Source organism: Pseudomonas sp. TWR1-1-3, from assembly GCF_049896805.1.
Taxonomy (GTDB): domain Bacteria; phylum Pseudomonadota; class Gammaproteobacteria; order Pseudomonadales; family Pseudomonadaceae; genus Aquipseudomonas; species Aquipseudomonas bubulae.
On sequence record NZ_JAFCUZ010000001.1, the window covers coordinates 458385 to 478554 of the forward strand.

17 protein-coding genes are annotated in these 20170 nt (G+C 55.4%); 12 read left to right on the forward strand and 5 right to left on the reverse strand.

Translation table 11 applies throughout. From position 1 onward, the window contains the following. Positions 1–59 precede the first annotated feature (59 nt). The 3 genes from ACP7BE_RS02150 to ACP7BE_RS02160 are packed head-to-tail and all read left to right on the forward strand — an operon-like array spanning position 60 to position 4154. Entirely contained in the window at positions 60–3353 is a 3294-nt protein-coding gene (locus ACP7BE_RS02150) for a phage tail tape measure protein (RefSeq protein WP_426104513.1), read from the forward strand. Positions 3354–3363: 10 nt separating this feature from the next. Next, positions 3364–3843: a DUF1833 family protein gene (locus ACP7BE_RS02155; RefSeq protein ID WP_237149441.1), complete on the forward strand. Its 480-nt coding sequence runs from the start codon at positions 3364–3366 to the stop codon at positions 3841–3843. A gap of 17 nt (positions 3844–3860) precedes the next feature. Continuing rightward, complete coding sequence (locus ACP7BE_RS02160) at positions 3861–4154, forward strand: hypothetical protein (RefSeq protein ID WP_426104515.1); 294 nt, start codon at positions 3861–3863, stop codon at positions 4152–4154. Here ACP7BE_RS02160 and ACP7BE_RS02165 read toward each other — a convergent pair. Continuing rightward, on the reverse strand, positions 4151–4405 hold the full coding sequence (locus tag ACP7BE_RS02165; protein WP_426104517.1) for a hypothetical protein: 255 nt from the start codon (positions 4403–4405) through the stop codon (positions 4151–4153). The genes ACP7BE_RS02160 and ACP7BE_RS02165 overlap by 4 nt on opposite strands. A gap of 155 nt (positions 4406–4560) precedes the next feature. Between ACP7BE_RS02165 and ACP7BE_RS02170 the strand changes: the two genes are divergently transcribed. From ACP7BE_RS02170 to ACP7BE_RS02210, 9 genes are all read left to right on the forward strand, one after another. Then, entirely contained in the window at positions 4561–4995 is a 435-nt protein-coding gene (locus ACP7BE_RS02170; RefSeq protein WP_426104519.1) for a hypothetical protein, read from the forward strand. Beyond that, positions 4934–7990 carry a host specificity factor TipJ family phage tail protein gene (locus tag ACP7BE_RS02175; protein WP_426104521.1) on the forward strand — a complete coding sequence of 1019 codons (3057 nt, stop codon included), beginning with the start codon at positions 4934–4936 and terminating at the stop codon, positions 7988–7990. Before ACP7BE_RS02170 ends, ACP7BE_RS02175 begins: the two co-directional genes overlap by 62 nt. A 17-nt stretch (positions 7991–8007) precedes the next feature. Further along, a complete protein-coding gene (locus ACP7BE_RS02180) occupies positions 8008–8472 on the forward strand; it encodes a hypothetical protein (protein ID WP_426104523.1) in 465 nt (154 codons plus the stop codon). A 122-nt stretch (positions 8473–8594) separates the two neighbouring features. Continuing rightward, positions 8595–11024, forward strand: a complete 2430-nt coding sequence (locus ACP7BE_RS02185) for a hypothetical protein (protein WP_426104525.1) — start codon at positions 8595–8597, stop codon at positions 11022–11024. 213 nt (positions 11025–11237) lie between these two features. Then, the gene (locus ACP7BE_RS02190) at positions 11238–12323 is read left to right on the forward strand and encodes an acyltransferase family protein (RefSeq protein WP_426104527.1); all 1086 of its coding nucleotides are present in this window, start codon (positions 11238–11240) and stop codon (positions 12321–12323) included. Between the two features lie 121 nt (positions 12324–12444). Next, positions 12445–12861 (forward strand): hypothetical protein, encoded by a 417-nt coding sequence (locus tag ACP7BE_RS02195; protein WP_426104529.1) that lies wholly within the window; start codon positions 12445–12447, stop codon positions 12859–12861. A 59-nt stretch (positions 12862–12920) separates the two neighbouring features. Further along, positions 12921–13526, forward strand: a complete 606-nt coding sequence (locus ACP7BE_RS02200; RefSeq protein WP_426104531.1) for a glycoside hydrolase family 19 protein — start codon at positions 12921–12923, stop codon at positions 13524–13526. Continuing rightward, positions 13523–14026 carry a DUF2514 family protein gene (locus tag ACP7BE_RS02205; RefSeq protein WP_426104533.1) on the forward strand — a complete coding sequence of 168 codons (504 nt, stop codon included), beginning with the start codon at positions 13523–13525 and terminating at the stop codon, positions 14024–14026. The genes ACP7BE_RS02200 and ACP7BE_RS02205 overlap by 4 nt, the downstream gene beginning before the upstream one ends. Positions 14027–14284: 258 nt before the next feature. After that, positions 14285–14503: a hypothetical protein gene (locus tag ACP7BE_RS02210; RefSeq protein ID WP_426104535.1), complete on the forward strand. Its 219-nt coding sequence runs from the start codon at positions 14285–14287 to the stop codon at positions 14501–14503. Positions 14504–15201: 698 nt separating this feature from the next. Here the strand turns inward: ACP7BE_RS02210 and ACP7BE_RS02215 are convergent. From ACP7BE_RS02215 to ACP7BE_RS02230, 4 genes are all read right to left on the reverse strand, one after another. Continuing rightward, positions 15202–15903 (reverse strand): DarT1-associated NADAR antitoxin family protein, encoded by a 702-nt coding sequence (locus tag ACP7BE_RS02215; RefSeq protein ID WP_095025674.1) that lies wholly within the window; start codon positions 15901–15903, stop codon positions 15202–15204. Next, positions 15903–17513: a DarT ssDNA thymidine ADP-ribosyltransferase family protein gene (locus ACP7BE_RS02220; RefSeq protein ID WP_426104537.1), complete on the reverse strand. Its 1611-nt coding sequence runs from the start codon at positions 17511–17513 to the stop codon at positions 15903–15905. The genes ACP7BE_RS02215 and ACP7BE_RS02220 overlap by 1 nt, the downstream gene beginning before the upstream one ends. Before the next feature lie 101 nt (positions 17514–17614). After that, positions 17615–18205 carry a hypothetical protein gene (locus ACP7BE_RS02225; RefSeq protein WP_426104539.1) on the reverse strand — a complete coding sequence of 197 codons (591 nt, stop codon included), beginning with the start codon at positions 18203–18205 and terminating at the stop codon, positions 17615–17617. Positions 18206–18554: 349 nt separating this feature from the next. After that, on the reverse strand, positions 18555–19871 hold the full coding sequence (locus ACP7BE_RS02230) for an undecaprenyl-phosphate glucose phosphotransferase (protein ID WP_337859021.1): 1317 nt from the start codon (positions 19869–19871) through the stop codon (positions 18555–18557). Between the last annotated feature and the right edge of the window lie 299 nt (positions 19872–20170).

Sequence of the window (20170 nt, forward strand, 5' to 3'; positions counted from 1 at the left end):
CCGGGCATCATCACTAAGAACCGGCCAAGGCCGGTTTTTTGTTACCTGGAGAAAAGCAGATGGCCTCGCGCTCACTGGGAACCCTGACACTCGATCTCATTGCGCGCATTGGCGGTTTTGAACAGGGAATGGATCGCGCCGCCCGAACGGCAACAAACCGCATGGGCCAAATCGAGCGGTCGACCCAAAGCGCGAGCAGCCAGATTGTCAGCTCGCTTAAATCAATTGGTGTGGCTGCTGTTGGGTACTTGGGCACACGCGAACTCATTGCCTACGCTGAAACATGGACCTCCGTTCAGAACCGGCTAAAGCAAGTGACCGTGAGCCAGCAAGAGCTGGCCAAGGTCTCTCAAGAGGTTTTTGAGGTAGCGCAGCGATCGCAGGCGGCGCTTGAGCCTACGGCAGAGCTATACCAGCGAATCGCTTCAACCACTTCCGCTCTGGGCGTGAGCCAGACGGAGATGATCCAGGTTACTGAGTCCATCAGTAAGGCAATGTCGGCCAGCGGCGTGTCTGCCGGTGCCGCAGCAGGGGCGCTGGTCCAGCTTGGGCAAGCCTTTGCTTCTGGTGTGCTGCGTGGGCAGGAACTGAACTCGGTGCTTGAGCAGGCGCCCGGCCTCGCCCGCTCAATTGCTGACGGTCTTGGGGTAGCAGTAGGAGACCTGAGAAAGCTCGGCGAAACAGGGTCAATTACATCCGAAAAACTGTTTCGGGCCATTCTTAGCCAAACCCAGTCAATTGATGACCAGTTTGCCCGGGCGCAAACCACTATCAGCGGTGCGTTTACTGTTCTTGAAAACAGCGCAACACGGGCTATCGGTACGCTAGACAACACCTTGGGCGTGTCCCGGGCTTTTGTGACGGCAGTGCTGGATTTATCTGCGGCCCTGGACTCTGGAAAGCTTCAAACCTTTACCCGGATTCTGGAAGCCGGGCTGTTGGTCGTTTTGGGAAGAACAGCGGGAGCGCTGATCAGCAATGCCTATGCAATGGGCGTCAACATCAAGGCGTCCTCCGAGCTTGCACTGGCAAATTCTGTTGCCACGGCGGGTGAAGTGCGCAGGCTTGAGGCTGTAAAGGCAGGTGTTGTTGCAGATTTGGCGAGGGCGCGAAGCTCCGTTGCCAGTGCTGAGGCGTCGGTGCTTGCGTCGCGCCAAGTGCAGACGGCTGATTTAGCGCGTCTGCAAACTGTTCGCCAGGCATTAGTGGCCGAACTTGAGCTTGAACAGCAGCGCCTACGTGCGCAAATCTCTGATATTGGCCGGCAGCAATCGGTCGCCCGGATGGCCGAGCTGCGATTGGCAGAAACGGCGATCATTCGGCAGCTTACCGCCGCCGAGGCGCAGTTGACGGCAACCACCATTGCCGGTTCTGCGGCCGTCACTGCATCCCTGGCACAACGCACCGTTGCGACTGAAGCGCTTGCCGTGGTCAATGGGCAACTGGCCGTAGCACAAGTGGCCGCAACATCAACAATGGCCGCATGGGCCGCCAGTAGCACTGCTCTTGGCGCAGCTTTTGCGATGGCTGCAAAAGCAGGCCGCACCTTGCTTTCTCTGGCCGCTGGCTGGCCCGGACTGATTATCACTGTGGGCCTTATCGCCTATTCGTTTTTGGACTTTGGCGACAAAGCTGAAGAAGGTACAAGCAAGGCTGCAAACGCATTTGATGATGCGTCTACGCGCATTCGTCGTGCTGTTAAAGGGATGTTGCCTGATGATCTGGGTAAGCGTTCTTTTGAACAGCTGAGCGGCGCCCTTGATGGCCTTCAATCTGAACTCAAAAATGCTGAAGAGGTGTACGACCGCTTGCAGTCGGGCGCTGACTCGGGCGGTGACGTGCCTTTTGCGTTGCCGCTGGACCAGGCAGGCGAGCGGGTAGAGGCGCTCAAAGGCGCCATCCAGAAAACTCAGGCAGAGCTGAATGGTGTGCGATTTGCCAGCGACAAAGCGGGCCAGAGCTATCTGGACAGTCTGAAAAAACAGGCAGTCGTCGCCGGAAAGCTGACTGAGGTTGAAAAACTTCGGGCGCAGCTTTCCGCAGGCATTCTCAAGCTGGATCCAGAGTCTGAAAAAGAAGCGCTCAAGCACGCTGCTGCGATCGACAAGGTTAATGCCAGTCTCAAAATGCAGAAAGCTGACACCAAGTCGGTTTCCGAGGTGCAGAAGAAATTCGCGTCTACGGAAGAGGATTATCAGCGTCAAATCGAGCTTATCAATACCACCACTGATGCGCGTAAAAATGCCACGGAAGTAGCCAAGCTGCAGTTTGAGATTGAAAGCGGCAAGTTGGTCGGCATCAATGCCCTGCAGCAAAAGCGCCTTGAAGGTCTGGCTGTCGAACTGGACAGCCTGAAACAGCTGAAACAGGCCAACGAAGACGCCGCCAAGCTGGCTGCATTCGGAGCAACCCTGAAAGACACCAACCAAACGATCAGGCAGGGTTACAGAATTGAACTATCCGGCGGAGGCTCCGGCGATAAGCTGAAAGAGCGTCTACAGGCTGATCTGGAAATCCAACAGGAGCATGACAAGCAGGTCTCTGACCTGTTCAAACAGCGCAATGCTGGTGATATCAGTCAGGAGCTGTACGAGCAGGAAACCGAGCTGCTCAGCGAGGCACTCGCCGAACGCATGGTGATCCAGCAGGACTATTACAACCAGCTCGATGCCGCCCAGAGCAACTGGATGGACGGTGTGGGCGATGCTTGGAATAACTATCTGGATCAGAGCAGGGACATTTCCGGCCAGACCAAGGATATGTTCACCGATGCCTTCTCCGGCATGAATGACGCGCTGTACAACTTCGTGACCACCGGCAAGCTGTCTTTCTCGGACATGGCCGCGACGTTCGCCAGTTCCGCGCTGAAGATGCTGATTCAGTGGGGTACGGCTCAGGTTGCCATGGCTGCTTTGAACGCTTTCACCTCAACGGCAGCCATTCCTATCGTTGGCCCATTTGCGGCGCCGGCGGCTGCGGCTTCTGCCCTGGGTGCAGCGGGCAGTTTCATGGGGATGATCGGCTCTGTGGCCGGTATGGCGCACGACGGCATCGATGCGGTACCGGAAACCGGCACCTGGTTGCTGCAAAAGGGTGAGCGGGTTACTACTGCTCAGACCAGTGCCAAGTTGGATCGTACGCTGGAGCAGGTCGCGCAAGGCGGAGGGGCAGGCGGGAAAGGCCTGACAGTAAATCTCATCGAGGACAGGTCTCGTGCAGGGCAAAGCGAGCGAGGCACCAATTCTGATGGCTCTGAATACCTGAACCTATGGGCAGCGCAGATTCGATCCGGAGGAAACGAGGCGTCAGATTCACTCGAGGCCGCCTACGGTCTGAAACGCCAAGCTGGATAGGAGGTATCGTATGAGCGCAATCGAACAGTGCTACGCCTCTGGCGGAGACATGATCATCAAGACCGTCGAAGTCCGGGCAGAAGGAGAGAGCGCCACACTGCTGTTTTCTCAGGGCTTCGATGACTGGACGTGCGGTACCGAGGACGGCAGGGAGCTGACCTTCCCGGGTGTGGCGATGGGGGACGCGCTGCCCAAGAGTGACGGCAGCGGATACCAAAGCTTGAACATCGAAATTGATAATACGCTGGGCAACGTGCAGAAGGTCGTCGAGGAATACCGGCTTGCTGGGAAACGGATTTACATCACTCACCGCGAATACCTGCTGAGCGATCTGAGCTATCCAACATCGATTTACCACCTCACGGTGCTGGATCGAGAGTACGCCGATAACACAGCCAAGTTTTCCTGCGGGTTCTTTGACCTGCTGAACATTGGGTACCCGCGAGACAAGCTCACCACACTGGTCGCACCTGGCCTGAAGTACATCTAACCCATTCGGAGGGAATCATGATCGAGCCTCAATTGAAAAACATGAGCGATCTTCGTACCGCCGTTGCCAGTCTTGGCACAGAACACCTAAACGCTTTGGATAGTCTGCTGGCTGATTGCGCCAAGTTATGGGCGCTGGAAAGCAGTGTTCTGAACAAGGCCTATATGCTGCGCAATAGCTTCTGGGGGCTTTCGGATGAGACAGGGCCCGCTGGAGAGCTTCACGCGGCTATCACTGGGTTGCATATCGATCTGGAGGGGGTTGCCGAGCAGCGAGACCAGCTCCGAGAGAAGCTGGCCCTTATTGCTTAGGCCGCTTTTATGTCTGCGAGCCTTTGCCTGCCGAAAGGCGTTAAAGGTGACAGGCCGGTTTGCCTGACGATAAACCTGCCGGTTACCAATGCAGTAAAAGTGAAATTAATAAGGTGCTGTTTCGACAGTATCTGCGCCGCGTGGTTGTTCACTGCCTCCTTCAACACCTCAATTGTAATCTCATTGTTTTCGAGCTTCTCAAATAGCCTGAGAGTGTGATCAAGCTGTTGTTGGGTTACTGCATTCGTCATTACCTACCTCCTAGGTTTGCAGCGCGCCAACATTGGCGCCATCCCCAGTCCGTGGGCTTGCTGGCAACGGGCTGGAGAAACCTGCTGCATGAGCGAGTAAAGCTACTGGCCTTATGCCTTATCCGCCACTGGGCTTTTAAACAGGTTAACCCCGCATGTTGAGAACATTTTTATCCGCCCCTTACCGGGATGGCGGCCGAGGACCTATTGCCTTCGATTGTTGGGGGCTGTGCATCGCGGTTCGCCATCAGCTGCTGGGCCTGCCTCTGCTGCCCAGCCTGGGCGCTGTAGGTAAGGACCGGCTACGCGAGAACACCCACGCTTACCACGGCCTCAAGCAGGGCATGGAAACGTGCCCTCCAGAGGTCGGCGCCATTGCGGCTGTGTTTCGTGGCGCGCTATGCCTGCATGTCGGCGTGGTGGTCGAGGCTGATGGCAGGCTCAAGGTGTTGGACACCAACCCAGGCGGTGCACGACTGCGCACCGTCCGCGAGTTTGAAACTGACTTTCCAAGGGTGGTCTTCTACCGTGATCGAATTTTTCCCGAACAAGATGGCCGGCTCTGCGCCGATGGTCACGTACACGACTGATCGGCGCATGACGCTGGAGCAGTGGCTGGTCGAGCAGTCGCCCAGCTACCAGCGGATGGAGTCGCCTCCGATCAGCATTGTGCTGAATGACGAGCTGATTGAGGCGAAGCGCTGGCATAAGGTGGTTTTCAAACCGTCTGATCATGTCGAGATCTATCGCGAGCCCAAGGGCACCGACCCCTTCAGTATCACTTACGCCCTGTTTGCGGGCGCGAAGGCGGTGATGAAGATGATGGTGCCGAAGATGCCCGGCATGCCTTCGAACTCTACTGTGCAGGGCAGCCCTCTGACCGAGGCCAGCGCCAAGGGCAACAAGGTCAAACTGGGCGACACCATTCGCCAGATCGCGGGGCACCAAAAGGTATACCCGTCCTACCTGGCTGAACCACGCACCTGGTTTGTTTCTCCACGGGAGCAGTGGATCGAGATGCTGCTGTACGTCTCGGCGGGCGATCTGGATATCCCCATCAGCAAGATCAAGGTGGGTGAGACTCCACTGATTTCGCTGGGTGCCGATGCCCGCGTTACGATCTATCCACCCGGTGCGGATGTGTCGGGCGATACCGCATCGATGCTCTGGTACAACGTGGCCGAAGTGGGAGCGAGTTCAAGCGGATCTGCTGGCCTGCAGTTGACGGTTTCGAACAGTATTACTCCATCGGCGCGGGCTTCGGCCTACCAGTTCAATGGCGAAACCATCTCGATCCCTGCGGGAGCGGGCGCGTTCCCTGCCGACTGGGTCAGCGGCTTAGTGATTCGTGCGCTGGCTTACTACGAATACACGGTCATCGATGGCGGCGTGGGCCGCGACATCGTCCAAGGCCCTCTGGAGATGCTCAATCCTGAAGTCGGCATGCCGATCGAGGTTGTGGGTGCCAACGGCGGGTTGTACATCGTCAACAGCTACACGCCTTATGCGCCTGCAATACCGCCCGGCGCAGGTACGGCTTCAACGCTGCGGGGCTCCAGTGCTCCGTCGCGCTACGACTTTGATGTGACACCGCTGTCGCTCACCGTCAGCCGAGGCGGGACGGCATACCCTGTCAACCTGAACACTGCGACAACCGACCTTGCCGGTCTGGTGTGGGCGTTCAACGCTGCCAAGGGCGCTGCGCCATTCATTGCCACCGCCTCGCTGGGCCGACTACTGCTCACGGAAACGTCCGCTTTTACCGGTATGCCGCTGACATCGACGGACGCGACTCTTTTCGGCAGCAGTCCAATCAGCAGCACCGGCACTGCGCCAACCAGCGGGTCTCCTGAGCACCCCGCAGAGATGACCTTGAACTATGACGGCGGCGCGCCTGCGAATGGCCTTGCGCTGGGCACTGGCTTGGCCTGCATTGGTCCTCGAGGGTTGCGGTATCGCATCACAGCCTTCGGTAGCTCCATTGTTGAGGTCGAGCGTCTGACCTCCGCAGGTGCCGTTGATGAGGATTGGCCTGGGTTCAGCTATCTGGAAAGCGTCAACAGCGTGATCAACCTCGACCCCTCCAGCTTGCTGGGTGGGTACCGCGGCCCCTTCGTCTGCAGCCCGGTCGGGGAGATGGTCACCGCCATCGAGTATTCCGTCCTTGCGGACAGCGGTCTGATTGGTTTCGGCAAGAAAGGGGATACGTACGCCATTTCATCAGGCCACCAGTTTGAGTACCGGGATGCGGATGTGGCCGGTGCCTGGACGGTATTGTCGAAATGGGTGAGTGGTGCTTCGCGTGACGCCCAGGGCTTTACCTTCCGACATGATCTGCCTTATCCAATGCGCCCTGAGTGTCGCCTCAAGCGCCTACCCAAGATCGGCGGCGCGAACGCTGACGAGGTCATCGACGACATGATGTGGTATAGCCTGCGCGGGCTGCGTCAGATTCGCCCAACCAGCTATCCGGGCATTACAGTCATCTCGGCCAAAATCCGCGGTGCTGACCGGCTCTCAGCGCAATCAGAGAGCCAGGTGAATCTGGAGGCTACCCGAATCCTGCCACTGCGCAGCGGCGGTGCCTGGCAAGAGCCTGCACCTACACGTGACATCGTGCCGTGGGTGCTGAATGTACTCAAATCGCTGGGTTACACCGACGCCGATATCGACCTTGAAGAGTTTGACCAGTTGCACGCGTCCTGTGTTGCCGATGGCCAGCTCTACGACGAGACGATTGATGCCTCAAGTATTGCCAAGGAAGCGCTGAACAATGCGCTCGCCTGCGGCTGGGCTGAGCTGACCATCGCTAACGGGCTCATCAGGCCAGTCCGTGATGAGCCTAGAGCCGTATTTGAGCGCGAGTACGGGCCTAAGACCCAAACCTACTCGCCGCAGAACATGACCACCGCCTTGAAAATCAGCGGTCCGCTTCCTTCGATCAATGACTATGACGCTGTAGACGTTGAATTTTACTCGAGTAAAAGCTGGGCATGGGAAACCGTTGAATGCCGATGGCCTGGTGATCTTGGGTTGAAGGTCGAGAAGGTCAAACTGCCAGGAGTGACTGATCGAGACCGCGCCTATCGGTGGGGTATGCGCCGCCGGGGGCACCAACTGTTCCGATCGGATACTTACACCTGGGCGACCACGCTGGCCGGGCGCAACTCGGGTTATTTGAGCTTTTGCGCGGTGGCCAGTGATACACCGGGGCTTTGTCAGAGCGCGCTGTTATTTGGCGTTCAGTCGGTCATTGACGGGCTGGTACTGGAATCATCGGAGCCGCTGGATTGGTCTGCCGGCGGCGCCCACAAGATCGGAATCAGTCGCTTGGATGGCACGTTGTCCGGACCTTATCCGGCCACTCAACTCGATGAGTTCCACGTCAGGGTCGATGACCTGGACTTCGTGCCCAGCAACGACCCAGCCTTGAATTCGCCACGCCTGTTGTTCGGACCTGCTGACAAATGGGCTTACCCGGTACTGGTGACCTCTGCCGATCCATCCAATGGGAATGTCTCAATGAAGGGGATGCCCTATGACGCTCGCGTTTACACCTACGACCACGCCACGGCGCCGGACTGATAAAGGATCTGCTAACCATGCTTGCATACCCTGAAGGTCTGCCTACGCCGCAGCGGGAGGGCTATGGCTTTGATCCTGTCAGCCCGATAACCAGCACAAAACTAGTGAGCGGTCGCTCGGAGCGGCGCCGCGCCTTTGTCAGCACGCCGACTGTGGCGACTGTCACCTGGTTGCTGACACCGTCCGAGGCGCAGTTGTTTGAAGGGTGGTTTGAATACGTTCTGCTCTCCGGATCATTGCCGTTCGAATGCCCACTCCTGACCCCGATGGGGATGGAGCCGTACCGTGCCAACTTCGTCGACATCTACAGCGGCCCGGTCTTGGTGGGTGTGGACCTCTGGCGGTTCAGTGCTCAGCTCAGTCTGTTCAAGCGCCCATTGGTTGATAAGGAGTGGATGGAGGCGCCTGAATACATCTTGGGGTCGGACATCTTCGATATCGCCATGAATCAGAAATGGCCGAAGGCTGAGCCAACCCCGTAGCGACCTGCCCTGGCCACTGCCTTTTACATATTTTCTACCGGCAGCTCGCCGGAAACTTAAAACAGCGTTTACGCATCCGCCCTCTGCGCGGAGGCATGGGCGCGCCTGCGAGAAAAATGCCCATGGCTTACAACACTGGCAACCCGATCGGGTCGACCTCTCCAAAAGACTTGTCTGATAACGCCCAGAACTTGGATCTATTACTGCTTGGGGATGATCCGTCATACCCGGGCCGTAAAGGTGTGCCGCGCAAATCGTGGAAGGGTATGGAGGCTGAGTACGTTGCGGATCACCTTCGCCGCGCCACTGAGTTTCGTGCTGCCCAAACTGAGCGCGAAACCCAGTTCACTGCATTCCTGGAGTCTAGCGGTTACGAGGCGCCAGTCCCGTACGCTCCAGGCATTGTCTTGGTTCGCACAACTCAAACTGTTACTTACCTTGGCAATGAGTACCGCGCAAAAAGTCAGTTTCTGCCGCTGACCACGACTGGCTGGGTGACTGATGAGCCAAAGCTAAAGCTGATTGGGGATGACTCTCTTCGACAGTCACTAGCAAGTCCTGCTGGGTCTCAGGAGATAGGACACCAAGGCGACACTCTGGATGGCTACTTGAAAGGGCAGCAGCATATGTCCCGATCAAGCACTTATCCATCATCCGTGGTGCCTATGCCCAAGTACCGCGTTCTAGGGGCGGTAGCAGATGGCAGTGGAATGCAATCATTCCCAAGCGTGGCGCGATATGGGGGGACGGACTTCGTGTTTTTTAGGTCGGGCAACGGCCATACTGGGGATGACGGGGTCATCAAGCTGCATCGGGTCAGCCAAGAGACCGGGGTGCTGATCGACACTACCCTCGTCCTTGATCTTGCCTACGATACGCGCGACCCGTGTGTCTTGACCGACCACCACGGCCAGGCGGTATTGGTCGGTGGCATGATGAAAGTCGTAGTGTTTCATGCCGCCGCAGGTGTCGCTAATCGCGTATCGGTTTACAGCCTGAACCCTGCAAACATCGCCGGCGGTCTTATTAACGAGGTGGTGGTTCCAGGTCCGGCTATTGCAATACGCTCAGACGTGAAGAGGCTCGACGACGGGAGCTATGGGTTTGTGACCTATGACTTTTCATCGCTCTACTACGTGAGAACCACCGACTTCGTGACGTTCACCAGCGAGCTTATCGGCACTGATGGCAATGAGTCAGCGCTGGCTGAAGAGTCTGACGGCACGCTGGTTGTGGTGGCCCGTGGGAAAACCATCGCAGTCGTGTATAAAAAACCGCTTGGTGGTGCTTGGTCGCGTGCTTTTTACATCCCGATCCAGCTAAATGCTCCGACAATCAGGCGCCTGGCCTACACTCTGTCCAATACCCCCGGATCACACGCCGGATGGCTATTGTTGGCCCGCGACAACCGTGACGGCGGCGGTGTTAGTGCATATGACACGGGCAGTAGCCGGCTTATCGCTTTGTTCTCGCGTAACAATGGTGGCCTTAGCATCAGCTCATTCGACATTGCACAGGATGTGATGGGCTTGCCGCAGGTCGCAGCCAGTCGGATTCCTTACGGTGATGCGTTCTACACGTCCGCCGTAACAAGCAAGTATGGTAATGGCGTCACCATCTATACGCACGCTCCCGTCTACGACGACGTGTTCCAGACACAGTCCTCGTATACCACCAAGATCATTCGTCTTTCCGGTAAATTAAATCCAGGGACCGGCCTGTATTTTGAGCCGGCAAGTATCAGTAACCCGAAAAATCTGTTGATGAACGGAAACTTCGACAATGACCTGCACTGGCTATTGCCATTACCAGCCAGTATCTCTATTTCTGGATCGAAAGCGCGGCTTGCTGGGGTAACCGGAATAATGGAACAAACCATCAGCTTGGTTCCAGGTGTCCAGTACCGACTGTTTATGCGTGCACGCCGGGTATCGGGCGATGGCAATGCCACTAACCAGCATCTAAAGGTACTTGTGCGAGACACCGTAGTGGGTGCGGATAAGGTGTTTGTTAACGCCCGTGGGACTGCCGCTCAGTTTGGCGACGACTTCCATGTCATGCGTAGTCAACCTTTTCAAGTTGATACAGCTTCGACCTTTGTAGTTCGCGTTCTAACCTATGGCGACGTGGGGGCAGAGACTGTTTCCGAGGTTGACTGGGTCTACGTGGGTGAGGCTAGCGACCTTATTGACTTTGTCGGCGGCGACAGCGTTGAGCGTTCGGTCACTGCATCGGGTAGCGCACCGAGTACAGTAGCCGGAGGTATTTTGAGCGTGGGTTATAGCAGCACCTTTTGGTCGGCGTTCTTCGGTTTTGTCCGGGTCGCTGGTCGCCCGATTAATTTTGCGTCGCCTGATGAGCTTCGTAGATCGATGCGGTTTATTAGCATGACGGACGGCAACGGGCGGCCGCTCATGCTCCGCTCATTCGTCATCAACGCGGACTACTCGATAACCGTTAAGGCCGAGCTATTCCCGAGTGATGTTACTGCCGGGTTCGTTCCGCTAACCCCATTCACATTCACCATCGAATCGAAATTTAAAACGCAGTAAACATGACGCCCCGCAGGACGGGCACCAAAAGCTCGACGCTGGGAGGCTTGTTGTTGCTGTATGCGGCAGCCGTGCAAGGGCAATCCGCTCTTGCGGTCGCTGCTGCTTAGCGTCGGCCCGGTCGGTCCGGCGGCCTGCTGTGGGCCCTTGCTATCGGCTGGGGGGGTGGGCTAGGCTTTGCGGCCAAATGCCCCTTAAACACTGGATGTTGAAATGAAAAGAATTGAAAGCCTGGACTATTTGCGGGGGCTCATGGCGCTTGCGGTAATGATTTATCATTATGTAAGTTGGTCAACGGGCCCGGTGGGAAGTGAGCATCTGCTGGGAAAACTTGGAATTTATGCAGTGTCCATGTTTTACATACTGAGCGGCCTGAGTTTGGGGCTTGTTTATTATGGGAAAATAAATACAGCAACTGATGTCGGATCATTTCTTATCAAGCGAGTATTCAGGATATTCCCGTTATTTTGGCTGGTACTGACGACTTCCATTTGTTTGAGTTATTTGTCTAGCGTTATGGGCGGCAAGGCCTTCGAACCTGACTTGTTCAAGATTTTTCTAAACTATTCTTTGTTATTCGGTTTCGTTGATCCAGCGGCGTATTTTACGGTAGGCGCTTGGTCTATCGGCAATGAAATGGTTTTTTATGCAATTCTGCCAGTGGTTTTTTTACTATCTCGTCGGTCAGCTTTTATACTTCCAGTGGCCATAGCTGCAAGCATTGCCGCCGGCATTTATTTTGCTGCATATAGCCTTAATGCTGGAGTTCCTTTGGTCGAGCAATGGAGCACCTACATAAATCCCTTCAATCAACTTTTCCTGTTCATGGGAGGGGTTGCGCTTGGTGTTTATGGTCACCCTTTGAAGGGCAAGCGCATTTCGTCAATCACGATGCTTTCTGCGTCCTTTTTGGTCTTCTGCTTCTATCCGGTTGTTGGCGATACCATCGTTATCGTGACCGGCGCTGAGCGCGTCATTCTTTCGTTTTCCTGCATGGCTTTTGTGGCTGGACTCTATTTTCTGAACCCGACATTCAGTGCTGCGCCGGCCAAGGTTCTTGGTTTCTTCGGATCGGCCTGCTATTCCATATACCTGATGCACCCAGTTGTAGCGAAGGTGGTTGTCGCATTGTCGGAAAAACTTGGTCTTGGTGCTGTCGTCGGCTATACGGCTTCGGTTTTCGTCACATTGGGGGTCAGCTGGGTAGTGTTCAACTACTTGGAAAAACCGATGATGAATGCCGGCAAAAAAGTGGCATCCATATTTGAGCGGAAGGGTCGTGTTGCCATTTTGACATGATCCAGTTAAGAGCCAATTGAAGCCCGCCAAGTGCGGGTTTTTTAACGCCTGTAGGGAAATGTTTAAAACTAAAAATACTAAGGCTCGCGTCTTTGACGCGTGAAAAGAGCGAGGTCATTAAATGAATTACTACCTGATTAAGTACACCAACAAACTCACCAATGGATTCGGCGGCACAGCTCAAGGCCCGTTCATCAAAATGCTTTCGAAATACAAGGATGATTCTGGCTTGATCGAGCACGAAAAAACGCATGTGCGGCAGTGGTACGCCGTGCTGGCTATTGGGTTGCTGCTCTGCACGCTGTTGACGCTACTCGTCTCGCCATCCCTTTGGCCGCTGTATGGACTGGCTCCGCTTCTTCACCAGCTGCTGTACAAGCTTGTCAGGGCCTATCGACGCTGGTGTGAGGTTCAGGCTTACCGCAAGCAGATCGCTCTCGGGGGCTACATCAGCAATGAGTTTGCAGTGACTGCCCTGGTCGAGAAATACGACCTGGGCCTGTCCGTCGATGAGGCCAGAACACGGCTATTTGACTGAGCGCGATGCCCTCAAGCCAACCCGCCCTCGCGCGGGATTTTTTTTGCCCGGAGAAAGCCATGCCCATCACCGCGCAGCAACTGCTGCAGATCCTCCCGAACGCCGGCCCAGTTGCCGGTGTTTTTGTTCCTGTCCTAAGCACCGCCATGGTTCGCTACCAGATCATTGGTTCGAAGCGCATCACGGCCTTTATCGCCCAGATCGGCCACGAATCCGGACAGTTAACCCGCCTGGTGGAAAACCTGAACTACAGCGCCGAGGCCCTGCAGCGTACCTGGCCAAGTCGTTTCAGCGCTGAGTTGGCCGCCGATGTTGCGCGTAAGCCCGAACAGATCGCCAACATCGCCTACGGCAGCCGCATGGGCAACACAGCCCCCGGCGACGGCTGGAAGTATCGTGGGCGAGGCCTGATCCATATCACCGGCAAGAATAACTACCGCGCTTGTGGCGAAGCTCTGGGCCTGGATTTGATAGCTCAGCCTGAGTTGCTGGAGAAGCCGCAGCACGCATGCATGTCAGCGGCGTGGTTCTGGGCGAGCAGGGGCCTTAGTACGCTGGCCGATGCTGGTAGCTTCAGCAAGATCACCAGTCGCATCAATGGTGGGCATAACGGCGCAGCTGATCGTCAGGCGCTCTATGCCAGGGCGCTGAAGGTGTTGGCGTGAGCCCGGGGCGCTGGCTGGCTCTTGCTGTGTTGGTGGCCATTGCTTGTTTTTCCACATGGAAAATGGATGGCTGGCGCTACGGGAAGGAGTTGGCCAGCCTGAGCGCGGCGCATCAAACAAAGCTCGCAGATATAGCCACTGCCGCAACCAAGGCGAGTGAGAAAGCTCGTCAGGCCGAGCATCAACGCCAACGAGACATTGACCAGGTGCGCGCCGATGCAACCGACCAGAAACAGAAAGATGATGCTCTTGCTGCTCGGCAGCGCGCTGACAATGACAGCTTGCGCGACCAAACCCGAAAGCTACTTGCCGACAAGTCCGCCCTCAATACCCGTCTTACCGAGCGAGGCAAGACAATCGACGACCTTATCGATCTGCTCGCCGAGCTGCGATCAGAAGCTGATGGATATGCGGGAGAGTTGGCGGCAGCGCTTACAGAAAGTCGTCGGGCCGGATTTGCTTGTGAGTCCAGCTATGACGCCATAGCCGTGCAGCGTTGAAACGTATCAATAGGGATTGTGTTCGTTCGGCAGGACGCCGGGGAGAGGGGGAATACTGCGTCGGGGGAAATTCGGGGAATGGCTAATCGTGGTAGAGCACCGTGGGGCGTCGTTGCAGCGAGCGCAAGATGCAAAGCCCTGATTTCATTGGGCTTTTAGGAGCTATGCAAGCATGGGGTGCTAGGCGGTTAGGCGCATGCCGTTAGATGTCAGATCGTGAACTAGGCTTTTACAAATCCAACTCTTAGGACGAATGTCATGTCATCTCACTCCGAGTCCAATATTGTCATGGCAGATGCTCTGACATTGATACTTCACAACCAGCATGCGCTAGCGGCGGCGGTAGAGGAGATCACGAAATTGCTTTCGGACAATGGCATACAGAGTGTTGCAGATAGCGCACTCGCCGCCATGGAGACACTGGACACAAATGCACTAGCGATTACAGATGCGATTACGCGACTTCGGAAGTTTTAGGGGGTGATTGCCCTGGAGCTTTTTCAACCAGCAGAGCGCTGTTAGATCGATGATTTTTGGGTCCATAACCTAAGGCCGAGCCTCGACAGAATGCGGCCTGTAAGACATAGGATGTTTGCTACTAATGGAACACCAAACAGCCTACAGGCTACGGTTATGAAGGACTTCAGTCCCGGCTTGCAAATCCGCCCACGCCGGTTCGATTCCGGCTTCGGCCTCCACCTTCGAAAGCCCCGTAGACCTTGGTCTACGGGGTTTTTTTATGCCTGCGATTTGGCGAATCACTTCCGCAATTTTTCGGATCGCTTGCGCAACCTGGGGAATGACCTAAATCCTGCGGCTTGTGGTCAGCTCGATGAAGTCAGCGTGGTAATTGTTGGGGATGCAAGTTGTTGAAGGCTAGGTGTTAAGCGGGAGGTGGAGCGCTCGTACCTCACTTTTTCGAGCGTCACACCACCTCTGACAAGATTGCGTCTGCTTGCCGTTTCTTCGACCCGCCGGCCTTGGGGCAAAAGCGTGTCACCCTGACATAACGGACTAAAACCCGAAGGGTTGGTCGGCAATCTTTGAGCGCTGGCTGCGGATTATGGGCATTCGTCGATACCGAGCTGCAGCAGCCGGTTTTGACAGAGGTGCTCTTTGTCCAGCCATGGCTTGTCGATCTCAATGGCGCAGGCCAAGCCTGTGCCTGGGCACACTCAGAAAAGCCGCCCCTGCGACAGGTCGTCCTGGTGCGCGCTGATCACAGGCCTGGATCCTAAATAGCGGAGAAAAGCTCCTGGCGACTCGGTGGCCTGTTCGAGGTGGTTTCTCTGCTGCAGGGAAACGAAAAGTGCAACCGAGTAAGCCTGGCAATTGATGGATTTTTGCGGGCTGAACTCAATGTCGGTGAACGCAGAATATTCGGATAGCTGATCCGCCAGGTCCGCCCGGTGTTTCAGCGCGCTGATATACAGCCAGTCATAAAACGCTGTTTGCGGTTCCAGAGGCCATTGCACGTTGGCGAAATCAAAGCCTGTCAGCCTGCCAGAAACACGCAGCCGTTCATCTCGCTTTGCCTCGCGGGAGGACATTGCATAGATATCGGTGAAAGGCCCACCCTGAACGAATACCTTGCTGCCCTGGAAAGCGCATTCGACACTCAACGAGTGACCGAGCACCGAGTGAGCAAAGCACAGATTGAAAGCACTGAGGGCGGCGCCCAGAGGTTCTGTGGATTTAGTGGACACCTCCAGCACCTTATTTATACCAGGTATTGCATGGGCTGCCTGATGCAGTGCGGTGACGGATTTCTGCTTCTGGGACAGGCTCAGACCTGCAAACCATCGAAAGTCCAGGGTCTGTGTACGCACCAGCGCTTGCCCATCAAGGTCAGGGATAAAAACGGGTCTGCTGGCCATCAATAAGTCCATCCGGTTTTGCGCGCATAAGTTCTTGCGCCGAGAAAGCCGTGGCTCTCAGTGTGCAAGTGCGCAGGCTTGCCCGCAATGCAGTCTTTATACGTTTGCAGGTTGTGCGGGTCACTGAAAACCACACCGTTGATAAGCTCGGGTAGTAACGTGTCGAAGATTAAAACCTCGGCTTGTACATCCGTAGGGTCGTAGGGTAGCAATCTGCTGTCCTCTCGAGAGGGCAGGGTACTCAGCGGCATAAAAAGGCTGTCGAAGGCCTCCAGGGTTTTAAGGTCGCCGAGGGGGCGTTGGCGAATTCGGTGATCTGCTGCGTTGTGATTGCACAATGCCGTATCCAGTGACCATAAGGCGCAGCGATCAATCACAAGAACGGCCCAGCCTTGTTCAGGGCTTTTCCAGCGGTAACTGGCGAACATTTTGTCATTGGGATGGCCGATAGACAGGCAAATGGCATGGGGCTGACCTTCAAGGCGCAGATGATCGTTAAACCTGAAGTCGATCTGTTTGTCATTAAGGGTAGTGATGGAACACAGGCCATGCTGCATGATCGAAGGCAGGTTTTCGACGCGAGTGAAATGAACCAGATAGGGGAGTTCCAGCACCCGCGCGCGAGTCTGGAGCGCTTGTTTTAGCAGGAACCCTGGCAAAAAGCCGATTGATTCACGGCCTTGTAACACGGGTGTCGGGCGATCCGCCGTTGATGTCTGGACCTTGCCCAATATGGCTCCAAACATAAGGCGCGCAAGGGGTTTGTGGGTGAATTCAGCCTGGCGGGAAATGCACGCCCAGGTCTCGTGGCCGCCCACCTTGCTCAGCTCATCAGCCATGGCAATGCGAAGAGGGAGATCAGCCCAGACTTGCTGAGCAATATCGCTGAAAAACCTGTCGCGTTCCCCTTGCAGCTGGCGTTTTTTGGCCTCTATGGCAATCGCCAGCGGGGTATCACCCTCCCTGGCGCTGGAAAAATCGATGTGCCTCCACTCGGGCAGTGGCGCGGCTACAGCGGCGTTGGCACTGGAGTCGAGCGCTTTGGTGTATATGGCCTGCGCTTGCAGATAATGCGCCCAGGCTTTCTCGCCATGCTCCTGGCGCCAGGCAGCCAGCTTTAAAGCCGCGTGCGCGCGCTCCAGCGCTTTTTCGGTGCAAAGCTTCTCGGTAAACAAGACGGCTGCGAGCGAGGCGGTTGCCTTTTGAACCTCAAGGCTCAAACAGACCGAGTCGTTGAAGGATGAGAGTGCATTGTTTAGGGTGTCGAGCGAGCGAAGAAAACCGCCGTCCGTGGGTGGACTCTCAAGAGGCGTTGAGGCTACAGGCACCAAAAGCAACGGCGGGGTCGGCGTAGGGCCGGATACTGCAGGCCTCTTTTCGGCAGGCGTTGTTGCAGGTGCCTCTGCGGCGTGGTTTGTTTTGCGCTTCAGAAACCAATAACAGCCTGCCCACAGGGTAAACAGTTGGAGCAGAATCACGCCGGGCAGAAACCCGTTCGAGAGGCTGAATATGGACCATGCACAACAGACAATAACCAATGACTTTTTACCCAGGCGGCGCGCGAGGTAAAGAGTAGAAATAATCAAGATCTGAAAATAAAGAATGGCCATCCATTGCACCTGACAGCTGGGTAAGGGCTGCCCTCGGCACCCGGGGTAGCAGGAAGGGGCCGCCTGACGGCAAAACAGCGAGCGTTAAAAAGTGCCAGGGGTTAATCGACAAGCTCTTCTGCAGCTTTTGCTGTGACCTGCAGGGCGGCGTCGGGTATTGGAACAGTTGCCTGGGTATAAGGCGTTAAATCCCCTGATGGCCAGCGCTGGAGCCGGTGCATCTTTAGCCGAACCCATAGCCAATAGCTGAAGCTCAGGAACGCAACCCCGGCCCCGATCTGCAGGCTGAGTGTTTCCAGCAAGGGCACACCCTTTTGCGCATTGGCGCCATACCAGGACAGTACAGGCACCGCCAGCAAGGCCCAGGTGGCGAACCAGGCCAGCACGCCGGCCAGCAAGGTTCTGAACATCATTTTGTAAGGGCTGCTGATTGCGCGATTGCGCAGCACGTTGTGCTCTTGGCCGGCAGGCCGTACAGCGGCGATAACCAGCGCTTTATTGAACCCGGGGACGTAAAACCAGACCCGGCTTTTGCCACTGCGGTCAGCGCCCATCAGGTGGTGATAAAGGTCATGGGTCATGGCCAGGCGTTTGGCCGTGCGCCCATTGATACGGGCAGTGAACTCGTCACGGTGAAAGTCTATTTGTTTAAGATCGGTTACTACGCAGTCCGTATAAAAGAACTTCGGCACACAAAACATCCTGTTTGGGTGGGGCTTGCTTAACGGGTTGATATCATATCGCCATGCATGTTTTCTGTCGAGACGATGAGATTATTTTGTTGAGTGGTTAGAGTGGGTTAATTAGAGAATTAATTGGCGCCAATTTAATGGCTGTCAACTAAAGATGGATAAGAGTATTGAAGTTGCTATTGCGGAGGGGGTGTTGAGTGCGAATTTGAAGGAAGAGTCACGGGGGGAGTAAGGGGCGGGAGGTACGGGGGGGAGTGAAGCTATTAAGTGGGTGGGAGCGAGCCTGCTCGCGAAGTTTTAAAAAACATCGCGTGCAGGCTCGCTCCCACAGAGGTAGGGCGCTCTACTGTCAGTAAATATCTTTCGAGATCAAAGTCAGCGGGGTCTTGATCATGATTTTGATATCGAGCCACAATGACCAGTTGTTGATGTAGTCGAGGTCAATTTCTACTCGCTTCTGCATCTTTTCAATGGTATCGGTTTCACCACGGCAGCCACTGATTTGCGCCAGGCCGGTAATGCCGGGCTTGATACGGTGACGGGCCATATAAGCGTGGATCTTGCCGGTGTAATAGTCGTTATGGGCAACGGCGTGAGGGCGAGGCCCCACTAATGCCATATCGCCATGTAACACATTGAACAGTTGGGGCAGTTCGTCCAGCGAGGTACGGCGAATAAAGCGGCCAACGGCTGTTACACGTGAATCGTTGCGGCTGGCTTGCTTGACGTGTTTGTCATCATGAACTTGCATGGAGCGAAATTTCCACACCTTGATCACCTTGCCATTCCAGCCATGGCGATGCTGTTTAAACAGGATCGGGCCAGGGGAGGACAATTTCACGGCAATGGCAATCCCTGCAAGCACCGGGCTCAGGCAGATAATGGCCATCAGTGACAGCGAGCGCTCCATCAATGCCTTGCTCAAGGCTGCAGTTGGATAGCTGGTAAGCGGGCTTTCATTCAAATGGATAGCAGGGCGACCGCCAATTTCACTGACCGAATGGTTAAGCAACATCATGCTGTCCAGGTCAGGTACCCAGACAACGTCGACATTCAAATCAAGCAGGTCGATATACAGTGCTTCAATACGCTGGGCTTCTTGCAGGGACAGCGAAATATAAAGCCGGCGGATATTATGTTCGGTAATCAGTGAGCGTAACTGGGTTAGTTCACCGACGATAAGTGGGGAATTGGTCGCGTCTTCAAAGGGGGAAGCGCTGACCACTCCGACTAATGGAAAGTGGTTTTGTTCAATAAAACTGTCAGCCAGTTTCAGGGCCACACCATCAGAACCAATAATAAGGCTGTTGTAATGATGGTTATTGCGCTGGTGATAAAACCTGGACAGCCGATGCAGGATCAAATACGGCGGCACTTGAATCAGAAAGCCCAAGGCGGCCCAACTCAGCAGGGTTTCCCGGGAAAATAGCTCGCCGGATTTTGTTACGAAGCCGATGGTGCACAGGCACGCCAGGGTCAACATCCATCCAAGAAACAGGCGCACACAGCCGTTAAAAAGGGAGTGCCTTTTGTAGTAAACATGGGTGGCAGAATAGGCGGGCACTGATACCAGCAAGGTCAGAACGGCGAGGATGCGGTAATGGAAATCGACGCTGCCAAATTTGGTATAGACCAGTGCTACCAACAAGGCGATGACAAAGGCCATGGCGACAGACCACTGGCCCCAAAAAGTCAGCCCTCTGGCCACGGTTTTACGATCTAGACGTGTATGAATCAAGGTAGCAGCCTTGTGATAAGTGCTTGACTATGGGAGCAACTGACAGGAATAAATCACAGCACTCTTCCATGTGCAGGCGTTGAGTGGCGCTATAACTGAAGTAGATAGTGGCCACACGTACCGTTGATAATAAAGGTTATCAGTAGCAGGGGTTCGACGTTTTATAACAGTACGTCAGTCAGATGTTATTTTCAATAAATCAAAGAGTTATGAGGTTCGGTGATGTC